The organism is Variovorax atrisoli 110B (assembly GCF_000382045.1).
Taxonomy (GTDB): Bacteria; Pseudomonadota; Gammaproteobacteria; order Burkholderiales; family Burkholderiaceae_C; genus Variovorax; species Variovorax atrisoli.
This window is the reverse complement of record NZ_KB907454.1, coordinates 394,954-406,258: the sequence shown is the minus strand read 5'-3', so window position 1 is coordinate 406,258 and position 11,305 is coordinate 394,954. Positions and strand designations below refer to the sequence as shown.

General features: G+C 62.8%; 10 protein-coding genes and 2 pseudogenes. 7 read left to right on the top strand and 5 right to left on the bottom strand.

Annotation, left to right across the window (positions count from 1 at the left end; genetic code table 11):
* The 4 genes from G369_RS37670 to G369_RS0117835 all read left to right on the top strand — a co-directional run.
* Positions 1–396, top strand: a 396-nt coding sequence (locus G369_RS37670; RefSeq protein ID WP_208604395.1) for a DUF3658 domain-containing protein, incomplete at its 5' end; no start/stop codon positions are given.
* A 40-nt stretch (positions 397–436) separates the two neighbouring features.
* Positions 437–880 carry a hypothetical protein gene (locus tag G369_RS0117845; RefSeq protein WP_019655384.1) on the top strand — a complete coding sequence of 148 codons (444 nt, stop codon included), beginning with the start codon at positions 437–439 and terminating at the stop codon, positions 878–880.
* 187 nt (positions 881–1,067) lie between these two features.
* Complete coding sequence (locus tag G369_RS37355; protein ID WP_019655383.1) at positions 1,068–1,613, top strand: 2OG-Fe(II) oxygenase; 546 nt, start codon at positions 1,068–1,070, stop codon at positions 1,611–1,613.
* A 77-nt stretch (positions 1,614–1,690) separates the two neighbouring features.
* Positions 1,691–2,668, top strand: coding sequence for an IS5 family transposase (locus tag G369_RS0117835; RefSeq protein WP_019655382.1), 978 nt, complete (start codon positions 1,691–1,693; stop codon positions 2,666–2,668).
* A gap of 248 nt (positions 2,669–2,916) precedes the next feature.
* Here the strand turns inward: G369_RS0117835 and G369_RS0117830 are convergent, their stop codons facing one another.
* From G369_RS0117830 to G369_RS0117810, 5 genes are all read right to left on the bottom strand, one after another.
* Positions 2,917–3,915, bottom strand: a complete 999-nt coding sequence (locus G369_RS0117830) for an alpha/beta hydrolase (protein WP_157773730.1) — start codon at positions 3,913–3,915, stop codon at positions 2,917–2,919.
* Positions 3,916–3,961: 46 nt separating this feature from the next.
* Positions 3,962–5,632 (bottom strand): HAL/PAL/TAL family ammonia-lyase, encoded by a 1,671-nt coding sequence (locus G369_RS0117825; RefSeq protein WP_026346465.1) that lies wholly within the window; start codon positions 5,630–5,632, stop codon positions 3,962–3,964.
* Positions 5,633–5,637: 5 nt separating this feature from the next.
* Entirely contained in the window at positions 5,638–6,765 is a 1,128-nt protein-coding gene (locus G369_RS0117820) for a branched-chain amino acid ABC transporter substrate-binding protein (protein WP_019655379.1), read from the bottom strand.
* Between the two features lie 104 nt (positions 6,766–6,869).
* The gene (locus G369_RS0117815; protein WP_026346463.1) at positions 6,870–8,156 is read right to left on the bottom strand and encodes an MFS transporter; all 1,287 of its coding nucleotides are present in this window, start codon (positions 8,154–8,156) and stop codon (positions 6,870–6,872) included.
* A 73-nt stretch (positions 8,157–8,229) separates the two neighbouring features.
* Entirely contained in the window at positions 8,230–9,318 is a 1,089-nt protein-coding gene (locus G369_RS0117810; RefSeq protein ID WP_019655377.1) for a succinylglutamate desuccinylase/aspartoacylase family protein, read from the bottom strand.
* A 100-nt stretch (positions 9,319–9,418) separates the two neighbouring features.
* Between G369_RS0117810 and G369_RS0117805 the strand changes: the two genes are divergently transcribed.
* The 3 genes and pseudogenes from G369_RS0117805 to G369_RS36015 form a co-directional block, all read left to right on the top strand.
* Complete coding sequence (locus tag G369_RS0117805) at positions 9,419–10,327, top strand: LysR family transcriptional regulator (RefSeq protein WP_019655376.1); 909 nt, start codon at positions 9,419–9,421, stop codon at positions 10,325–10,327.
* Positions 10,328–10,672: 345 nt separating this feature from the next.
* A pseudogene (locus G369_RS39495) lies at positions 10,673–10,879 on the top strand (ATP-binding protein); the annotation flags it as partial.
* A 217-nt stretch (positions 10,880–11,096) separates the two neighbouring features.
* Positions 11,097–11,294, top strand: a pseudogene (locus G369_RS36015) (integrase core domain-containing protein); the annotation flags it as partial.
* Positions 11,295–11,305 lie beyond the last annotated feature (11 nt).

The window sequence follows — 11,305 nt, the reverse complement described above, 5'->3', positions numbered from 1 at the left end:
GGAGTCGTTGAGGCCAACTCAACGGGCACTTGGTCTCACGTCAAATGGTGCTGCCGATTTGACTCCGAGGGCTTCTACGACATTGCAGGTAGCTCCGTGAACGAAGAAATTTACAACACTGAGCTTTCGCCCGCAGAGGGCGCACGGGTTGCAAAGCTGTCTCAAGCTGAACTTGCGCTTGTCGATACGGCACTTCTTTCGCAAGTCTCCGACGATTGGAGGAAGGTCGCACGCGTGGTCGGGATGGCGATGCTGTCGACGCGGGACCTCCCAAGCGGGGTTCCCGACGCCTTCTTCGCGAAGCGGGTCAGGCTGCTTGTCGAATCCGGTCAACTTGAATCGCAGGGCGACCTTCGGCGAATGCGATTTAGCGAGATACGGCGAACATCTGCCTGACGGCAGAATGCGGCCATAACCGGAAGTTGAAGGGCGGCCAATGAAACGTGATGACGTTCTTGCTGCCGTGCTCCAGTCGGCAGACCGCTTCGGAGCGGACAACCCCCAGCAACTCGCTTTTCTCAGGTCGCGGCTGAGCCGGTGTGCACCCGCTGAGGTTTTTGCAGGCCTGTTCGCGGTCTTCGTCGAGGGTGCGCCCAAAGAATTTCGGTCTCAGCGGCAAGAGCTGGCTGGCAGATTGCTCGATACAGCAGAGCCGACCAAGGAATTTGACTTGGTCGAGTGCATGCGAGCGTCTCTGCCAAGCTACGACCTCAGCGTCGAGCAACTTCCCCAGTATTTCGCCCGAGTGCTTGGGAAGCAGGCGGCAATCGATGCGCTCGCATCTGTGCAAGCGACTGAAGGCCTGAGTGACGGCGAGATTGCTGCCGCGCGCACCATGCGATGGTGGCTGGGAGACCCGACGGCTGGGGACCAACCGTAGCCCGCCGTCTTTACCGGTCGCGGCCAAAGTCCGCTTGCATCGCGCCAATTTGAGGGTCAGGTTTGGAGAAATCCGCACAGCCGGTTTGGGCCCGTTCACGATGCTGTCGCGACCGGCTACAGTCGGCCAGGAGCGGTCATCCGCCTTTGTTGCAGGATTCACATGCTCTTAAACCTTGACGTATCGCATGAACCGAATCGATGTAGCCAGTGGGATTTTCGTAATCGACCGGTTGGTCGACCTGGCCGAATGCGAGGCCCTTGTTCGGCGAGGTGAAGAAAATGGGTTCGAGGCGGCTCCCATCATCACGGCTCGCGGCACGCAGGTGGACACCGCGACACGAGACAACGACCGCTACGTCTTTGATGATTCGGCACTCTCAGAGTCGCTCTGGCTGCGTGCCCGAGGCATGATTCCCGGCGCGATAAACGGGCGCAAAGCGATCGGTCTAAACGAACGCTTTCGCCTTTATCGCTATAGCCCGGGCCAGCGCTTCAAATGGCACTCAGACGCTCCATTTCATCGGCCGAACGGGGATATCAGTCTCCTAACATTCATGGTTTATTTGAACTCTGACTACGAAGGAGGCTCGACTCGATTTGAAGGCGCAAAGGTCATGGGCAGTATGGGGCAAGCCTTGGTCTTTGAACATGGCCTGATACACGAGGGTGCCGAGGTCCTGAAGGGCATCAAATACGCGCTGCGCCCCGATGTCATGTTTGGACCACGCTGACCCTCTAAGGAACGTCTGATCAAGTCCACGGATGGCCAATCTGAACGTTGATCACGGATGCTGAAGGATCGCCAACGATGAGCCAGTTCAGTTTTTCGGATGCTGAGCACGCGGGTAAGAGGAAGAAGACGCGCCGGGAGATTTTCCTTGCCGAGATGGAACTGGTGGTGCCCTGGAGGGCACTGCTCAAAGTCATCGAACCGCACTACCCGGTGGCAGGACGTGGGCGCCGGCCGTATCCGCTCGAAGCGATGCTTCGCGTGCACTTGATGCAGAACTGGTTCGCGCTGAGCGATCCGGCGATGGAGGAGGCACTTTACGAGATCGCCTCGCTGCGCACGTTCGCGGGGCTGGGGCTGGAGTCGATTCCCGACGAGACGACGATCCTGAACTTCCGTCACCTGCTGGAGGCCAGTGATCTGGCCGAGGACATCTTCAAGCAGGTCAACGCCCACCTGGCCAAGAAGGGTCTGCTGCTGAAGCGCGGCTCCATCGTTGACGCCACGATCATCGCGGCGCCCAGTTCGACCAAGAACGAGAGCGGCGAGCGAGACCCTGAGATGCACCAAACGAAGAAGGGTAACCAGTGGCACTTCGGGATGAAGGCTCACATCGGTGTGGACGCAGATTCGGGGCTGGTGCACACGGTGGCGACCACTGCAGCCAACGAGGCGGACGTGGAGCAGGTGAGCGATCTGCTGCACGGCAAAGAAAACGCGGTGTGGGCAGACTCGGGCTATCGCGGAGCACAGAGCCGAGTGAAGCAGGATGTGCGATGGCACATTGCGGGGCGCCCCAGCGACATGGCCAAGATGCCAGAGGGCCGAGCCAAGGCCAGAGCGCGCAGGCAGGAGTTCCAGAAGGCCAGCATCCGGGCGAAGGTGGAGCACCCGTTCCGGGTGATCAAGCGGCAGTTCGGCCTGGCGAAGGTGAGGTTCAAGGGGCTGGCCAAGAACACGGCGCATGTGATCACGCTGTTTGCGCTGTCGAACCTGTGGATGGCCAGAAGGAAACTGATTGCGATGATGGTGCAGGTGCGCCCGCAGGCAACGTGAAGGGGCCACGGGGGCTCTCAAACGCATGGGATCCTCGGTGAGACGAGCCTGCGAGCGCAACGGCCCAACCACGAACCTTCGCCGACAAGCCAATTTACGACTTGATCAGACGTTCCCTAAGTCAGAACGGATAGCAATCATCCGCGAAAGGATGGACTTAGACACGGTTGCGACCTGCACTCGCAATGCCATGGCTGCATCAGGCAAGCTGAACTCCTTGCGTTAGGCTACTTCATGTGATTTGGGGGTCATTCAGTCCTGATCAAATCCAAGGCCGCGCGACCGAACGTGCCATACGGATTTCCCAGGGTCTCGAGTTGTTCGAAGTGGTTGTAGAACTCGGCCTTGATCAGCTGGGCTTTGCGGCCACTTCCGATCAACGCATCGACCAACGCGCGGGATTGCCGCTGATACTCTGGTGTGTCCAGCGAGCCGTGCCCGACGGTGGCGGCGCAGGCAAAATGGGACGCATTCTGCAGGGGACTGAGCGCGGCGACCACCTGCTTGTCGGTAAGCCGAACGTAACTGCTTCGCTCGGACAGGCTGACGGGTTCAAGGTCGTAGATGCCACTGAGTAGCAGTGCGGATCGGAAACCATCCGGATAGATGCCCTGCTCTGTCTTCCAATCGTGCGTGAGCGCGACCGCCAAGAGGTGTGCCCCTGACGAGTGACCCGAGAAATGCAGCCGCTTGGCATCACCCCCGAACGTCGATGCATGTCGTGCTATCCATGCGATGCTTTCCCGGACTTGCCTGGCGAGGGCCACCAGGTCGCCGGCGAGGTCCTTGACCGAGGCAAAGTCAGGGATCACGAAGTGGACGCCCGAATTCACGAACATCTCGGCCAGGAAGACATAGTCCCTGGCGTCGGTGATCACCCACGCACCACCATGGACGAAGACATGGACGGGCGCGTTCGGGCGGCTCGTCCGGTAGATGTTCACGAACTCACTCGCCGAGGCGCCGTACTGCAGACGCTGCGGTGCTACGAGCCTGCCTGCCACGTCGTCACTTCGGCTGCGGTAGCGGTGCAGCACCTGCTGGCTATTGGGCGCATAAGCGAGTTGGTCGAAGGCCTGGTCGAGCTGCTTCTGAGTCAGCCCACGCCACACCACCGGACCTGCCGGTACAGGCCTGTCCTCCTGCGCGCCCATCGCAGCCAAGGGCGCCGCCGCACAGCTCAGGGCGCAGAGCATGGCATGGCGGCGCCCGTTCGGCGGCTCTCGGCTGTCTGTTGGTTTCTTCATGCACGTGTCCTGAAGGGTGGATTGCGATTTGGAGGAATGAGAATGCTCAAGACAGGCCCGTCTGGGGCCATAGCGGCCCGACGGCATCTTCGACGGCGCGCAAGATGCTCCCATCCTCTACCAGGGACCTGAGGATCTCGATGTCCTCGAAGACCCAACGATCATTTCCAAGCGATGCAGGCAGGTGGACCCTCACGGCGTCCCAGGCAGCCTGGGTGCCGGTCCCGACGTGAAATGCCGCCAGGTCTCGCTCGGCTAAGTCCAGCGCCTGCGTGGCCAGCAGCATCTCGACCGCAACCACCGTCTGCGCATTCCGGACCACCGTGCGCGAGCGTCGCGCCGCAACGCACGAATTGCTGATGTGATCCTCGGTGTTGCCCTTGGCGGGCAGACTTGTCGCACTCGCGGGGCTGCAAAGACCCATGTTTTCTAGGACCAGGGCCGTGCCCATGCTCTGGACGCCCGTCAGGCCGGTGTTCACGCCCGCGCGCTCGGCGACCAGTCCGGCGGGCAGATCGAAATTGCAGGCGGGATCGACGAGACGGGCACTGCGGCGATCGCAGATGGCCGACAGGTCCGTGATGACCAACGCCAGCAGGTCCATCGCCTGCGCGATGTACTGCCCGTGGAAGTGTCCGCCCGAGACGACCTGGTAGCTTGGATCGTCCTTGAATATCAACGGGTTGTCCGTTGCGCTGTTCATCTCCGTCGCCAGGATGCGGTCGATGTAGTCCAGTGCGTCGCACACGGGTCCATGCACCTGCGGCGCACAGCGCAAGGAGTAGGCGTCTTGGATGCGCGGTGGGATCGGCGGCACGTGCGGCGACCCCGCTAGCGTGTCATCGAGCCCAGCCATGCTGCGCAGACGCACTTGGCGGGCTCCTTCGCTGCAGCGTTGCGTGCCGTCCAGCACCCGGCGCATCGATGCAGCCACGGCGCGTTGCCCGGGATGGGGACGCGCCAGCATCACGCGTTCGTCGAAGCAAGAGGTTTCGCAGCGAAGTGCCTCCAGCGACAAGGCCAGCGAGATCGTGGCGTCGCTCAGCAGCCGTCGCGCGTCGTGTGCCGTCAAGACCGCATACGCCAGCGAGGCCGCGGTCCCGTTGATGAGGGCCGTGGCGTCCTTGGCCTGGACATCCATCGTCGCGGCCATTCCCGCCGCCATGAAAGCGTCGGCGGCCGCCATCGCCCGGCCCTGAAAGTCGACCTTGCTCTGCGACAGCCCCATCATGGCGCCGGCCATCATCGCGAGGGGTGCCAAGTCTCCGCTCGCGCCCACGCTGCCTTGCGCCGCGATCCGCGGGGTGATGCCGTGGTTGAGCATGGCGACCAGGCGATCCACGATCGCCGGGCGCACGCCCGAATAGTCACTGGCAAAGGCGTTCACGCGCAGTGCCATCATTGCACGCACGACTTCCGTAGGCACGGGCTCCCCAGTGCCCGCCGACGCCGCACGGATGAGATTGGTCTGGAACTGCGCGATCTGATCCGCGCCGACCCGGACGTTCTTGAAAGCCCCCACACCTGTGTTGAAGGCATACATCAGCGGCGCATCGTCTGTGAGCCAGTGATGATCGATGTACTGCCTCGTTGCCTGCAGCTGGGCGCGTGCCGCCGCCCCCAGTTGCACCGGCGCATTGAAGCGGGCAATCGCGACCAGGGCGCGAGCATCGAGACTGCGCCCATCGAGAACTACCGAATGGAGAGGGGCATCCATCCTGCTCACTCCAAAGGCGTCTTCACGCCGTTCCTGTAACTGTTGAGAGTGATCGCGGGAGCCTGCAGGTCCCCCGCTTCATCGAAGCGGACGTGCGTCGAGACGCCCTTGAGATCGGCGGCGAAAATCCTGGGGCCGAACTGGCCCGGCTCCACGGAGTTCGCCCGCTTCATCGCGTCGGCGACGACCATGAATCCGTCATAGGTGTAGGGCGAGAACAAGACGTACTCATTGGGAAAGCGAGCGTCATAGCGCTTCTTCCATTCGTTCCCGCCCGGCATTCGTGCCAGCGAGGCACCGCCCTCGGCGCACACCACACGGGACAGAGGCGGCGCGTTTCCGGCCAGTTCGCCCAGGTGGCTCGTGCAGATGCCGTCTCCACCGAGCATGCGCGTGTCGCTCATGCCGAGCTGATGCATCTGGCGCAGCATCGGGCCGGCCTGGCCATCCCCGCCTGCAAAGAAGATGGCGTCCACGTTCTTGCCTTTGATCTTTGTCAGGATCGCAGAGAAGTCAGTCGCCTTGTCATTCGTGAACTCCTCGGCAACCACTTCGATGCCAGCCGCTTTGGCGCGCGCCTTGAAAACCTCACTGACCCCCTGACCGTAGGCCGTGCGATCGTCAACCAGGGCAACCGTCTTCACCTTCAACTCCCTCGCTGCATAAGTCGCTACGGCTGCTCCCAGCGCCTTGTCGCTCGCCAGCATGCGGAACGTGTTCTTGTAGCCCTGTTGGGTGAGTTTGGGATTTGTGGAACCAGGACTGAGAAACGGAATGCCACAGTCTCGGTAGATGCGCGATGCGGGGATGGCGGAACCCGAGTTGATGTGGCCGATGACGGCTGCCACGCCGGAATCGCAGAGCTTCTGCGCAGCAAGCGTGCCCTGGCGTGGATCACCGGCATCGTCTTCGGTTTCGAGTTGAAACTCGATTCGTTTGCCAGCGATGACCAAGCCTTGGGCGTTCAGGTCGTCGATGGCCATCACGGCCGCGTTGCGCGTGTCCTTGCCATAGTGCGCCATCCCGCCCGAAGTCGGCCCGACATGGCCGAGGCGCACGACCTGGACCGACTGGGCCAGCGCACCGGACGGGCCGACAAGTGAAGCGATGAGCGCGAGATGGATGGTCTTCATGATGATCGAAATGGGTATGGGTATGGGTATGGGTATGGGTATGGGTATGGGTATGGGTATGGGTATGGGTATGGGTATGGGTATGGGTGTGAGGGTTGGGGCGACTAGCGAACGCCGTAGCGGCGGGCGCTGCGCAGGGCTACGAGACTGACAAGGACACCGAAGACGACGTAGAAGGCCGGCGCGATCTTGCTGCCGGTCGCCGTGATCAGCCAGGCGCTGATAAAGGGCGCGAAGCCACCGAAGATGGCCACTCCCAGGCTATAGCTCACCGACAGCCCCGTCCCCCGAGTGGTCGCCTGGAAGAGCTCGGACATGGCGGCGGCGATCGGACCCCAGTAAGCCGAAGCGATCACACCGATGGCCGTGACCGTGAGCATCAGCGTGGCCACGGAGGGATGGTTCACCATGAACCAGAACAGCGGGACGATCACGACCAGCATCGAAAGTGCCGAAGTGCGCATCAGCGCAACGCGCCCGATGCGGTCGGAAAGGCTGCCGAACACGGGCACCAGCAAGAACTGGAGCAGGCCGAGCCAGAAGGTCCCGGCAAAGGATACGGATGGTGGCAGACCGAGCTGTCTGACCGCGAATGTCGGCATGAACAGGCCGGTGTAGGCGAGGATCGAGGCAAGAATGATCAGCCCCATGGCGGTGAGGGTGCGTCCCCGCTGGTCGATGAGCGTCGTGCGCACCGGGCTCGGCTCCTGCACGGACCTGGCGAACTCGGCGCCTTCACCGAGATGCCGGCGGATGTAGAGACCAACCGGCCCGATCAGCAATCCGAAGACGAAGGGGATTCGCCAACCCCAGGACAACAGTTCCTCCTGCGTCAGCAACGTGTTCAATCCGATGCCGAAGCTGGCCGCAACGAAGGTGGTGATGCCCTGGCTGGCAAACTGCCAGCTGGCGAAGAAACCGCGGCGTTTCGGATCCTGTTCGGCAAGTAGCGCCGTCGCACTACCGAATTCGCCACCGGCCGCGAAGCCCTGGATCAGGCGTGCAACGATCAGGATCGCCGGCGCCCACAAGCCGATCTGGGCGAAGGTCGGCGTCACCGCGACGAGCAAGGTGCCGCAGAGCATGAGACCCATGGACAGGCTCAATGCGCGTTTTCGGCCGGCCGCGTCCGCATAGGCGCCCAGAACGACGGATCCGACGGGCCGCATCACGAAGGTCACACCGAAGGTGCCTAGAGCGACCAGCAGCGAGACCGCCGCGTTCTCTGCCGGAAAGAACAGCTTGGCGATCGTGACCGCCATAAAGCCGTAGATAACGATCTCGAACCATTCGAGCGCGTTGCCGATCGAGATGGTGGTGATCACCTTGAGTGTGCTCGGCGGCGCGACTGCCTGTCTGCCGGGCAAAAGGGAGGCCGTAGGGTTGCTCATGATGTGCGGTGTGGGATTTGGCGGGCATGCAAGGCGGGGAGGGCAATCGGGGCGACGGACAAGATGGCGCGGATCAATCGCTACGCGTAGCAACGACGCAGCACAGGTTGCCGGCCTGGATCCGACCAGGATGGCGTCGGGCGAAGACGATCCCGGCGTGCGCGCAACGCACCTCGACGGGCACTTGTCCAGGGTCGGTCGGCGAGTGAATCAGGCCGACAGGTTGGCCCGTCTCCACCCCGTCGCCGACGGCATGGAAGCATTCGAAGACACCGTGGCTGGGCGCCAGGACGAACCCGTCCATCCCCGGCACCCGGTAGATCGGCGCCGCGACCACCTCGGTGGGGGAGAGGGGGCCATCCAGGACGCCCCAGTGACGCAGCACGTTGACGACGCCTTTTCGGCAGGTGTCGAGGGCAATCTGGCTGACGCTCCCGGTGCCGGCCATCTCTGCACCGACGCAGGTCAGCCCCGCGGCGACGGCAGCAGCAATGCTGGTGCGCGTGTCGCCCAGCGCATCGCTCACCATCACCAGCGGCGCTCCGAAGGCCTGGCCCGCTTCCAGACTGCGCTGGGTCAAGCGCGCATCGCTCGACGACTGGACCATGGCGCAACGTGCGATGTCCATCGACGAACCGCCTGAGTGCAAGGTCAGCAGCGCGTCGCTTCGGCCGAGGACCTCGTCGCTGACGAAGGCGGCGATCTGCTGAGTGATCGATCCCGCATGATCCCCGGGAAAGACGCGATTCATGTTGAGCCCGTCCAGCGGCGAGGTCCTCCGGCCGGCGTCTACGGCCGGACTGTTGATGGCCGGTACGACGATGAGGCGACCGTGCAGCCGCGAGAGATCGAGGTTTCGGATGAGTTCGCCCAGGACGATCTGTCCTTCGTACTCGTCCCCGTGATTGCCCGCCTCGAGGGCAACGGTGGGCCCTGTTCCATTCGCAAGCACGGCGAGCGGCACTCGAACGGTTCCCCATGCGTCCTCGTCGGGTGACTGAGGGATATGGAAGAAGCCGATCTGACGGCCCGGCTTGTCGAAATCGATGCGCGTGAACGCCGAGGCGCTCTGCGGATTCAGGGCGCAGAGGCTGCGGCGACTCTTGCCCGAATCGCGAAGGATCGGGTTCGAAGCGTCTGCTACGTCGCTCGAAAGATTCATGCGTGCTCTGAGTGAAATGTGTGTTGACATCGATGCTAGGCAGGACATCTGGCCGTCACAATTACCGAATTCCGATCCCGCATATACCCTTGAGGCATACATGGAGCTCCGCCAACTTCGCTACTTTCTGGCCGTCGCTGAGCACGGAAGCGTGGCGGCGGCCAGCCGCGTTCTGCACATCGCGCAACCCGCCCTGTCGCGACAGATTGCATCGATCGAGGACCAGATGGGCAGTCGGCTGTTCGACCGTCTCCCTCGCGGTGTCGCATTGACCCGCGCGGGCAGGGAGCTCGTCGGGCGGGCCGCGCGCGTGTTGCAGGATGCGAATGAACTGCAGCAGCATGTCGCGCAAGCGGCGACGGGAAGCGTCGGTACCCTGCGCGTCGGCGTCATGCCGGGCCACAGCGCACTGCCGGCACTTGGCAGTGCGATTCAGGTCTTTACGCAGGATTCGCCGGAAGTCACGATCGCCCTGGAGACGCAACTGTCAAACAACCAGATGGCGGCGATCAAAGAGGGCAAGTTGGATGCGGGCCTCGTGGTGTGGCGCTCGCTTCTTGATCCGACACTCGCGGGCGAACTGATACACCGCGACGAGATGGTTGTCGCCATGCCTCGCGCCGTGTCGCTGGCGAAGGGGCGAGTCCGGCGCCTCAGCCAGTTATCGACGGAGCGCTTCGTCCTTTTCCCAAGGGATCGATCGCCATTCCTGTACGACATGGTCGTCCGGTCATTCGAACTGGCCGGGGTCAAGTCGCTTGCAAGCCCGACGGCCGCCGACATGCCGGCCTTGATGGGGTTGGTGGCAACGGGCGTCGGCTGCGCGGTGGTGCCTGCGTCGTACCAGCAGCAATGTCCATCGAACATCGTGCTGAAAAGGGTCTCAGGCCTGGAGATCGTCTGCGACATTGAACTCGTCTTTCGCACGGACAATCGCGATCCCCTGTTGCTCAAGTTCGTCGATGTCGCGCGCTCCGTGGCAAGGAATGTGGTCCGGCGGGACCGCTGAGCTCACCGTGGCCTTGCGCGGCCATGCGGGCCCCGACCATCCGGGCATCGGGTCGACGCCGCGCTCCGGCAGGGCCGAATGGCGTAAGACATCGCTCAAGAGTCTGCACGTCGAGCGGTGCCACGTGCCCACCGCCAGAGAAAGTGTGCGGAAGCGCGTTCGGCGGCGTGGGGGGGAATGCCATGACACGGGCTGGCGCAAGGTGTCACGGCAGCCTCAGGGTGCGCGCAGCGTTCGCGTTTCGCACGGTCGTTCGCCGAAGCGCGAGCGGTACTGGGCCGCGAAATGGCCAATGTGCAGGAAGCCATACTTCTCCGCGACGGTACGCACCCCCGCATGACCCGGTACGAGCGCACCAGCGTGACGATCACCACCAATCTGACGTTGGCGGAGGGGTTCAGTGTGTTCGGCGACGCCAAGATGACCACAACGCTGCTGGATCGCTTGGCCCATCACTGTCACATCATCGAGACGGGCAACGAGTCCTACCGCTTCCGCCACAGCACGCACGAAGCCAAGGGGTGCATCGAAACGCGCGAGCAGACCAGGAGGGCAGCGGCCGCCCAGATGAGCGAGGTCGTGGAGGAAGGGGCCTCGCCTGAAGGGTCGGCAATACCAACCACCGGTTCAAAAAAGAGGAGGGCCCACCGAGGCATCCGCCCTATGGTTATTCACAGGTGGCTCCTAGCGGAACCAGCTCCAGCCCCCGGTCAATGTTCGATTGGCACCCCCCGCTGGTCTCGATTGCACTGGCGCTAACACCACCGTGCTCAACGATCCGGGAAAGCCTTGGCAGAACGGCACCGACGAAAGCTTCAACGGCAAGTTCCGCGACGATTGCCTGTCCATCGAGTGGTTCCGCTCACGCCGCGAAGCCGCTGTTCTGATCGAAGCTTGGCGCAATCACTACAACGAGGTACGTCCCAACAGCAGCTTGCAATACCTGACGCCGGCGGAGTTCAAATAGGAACTCCACAA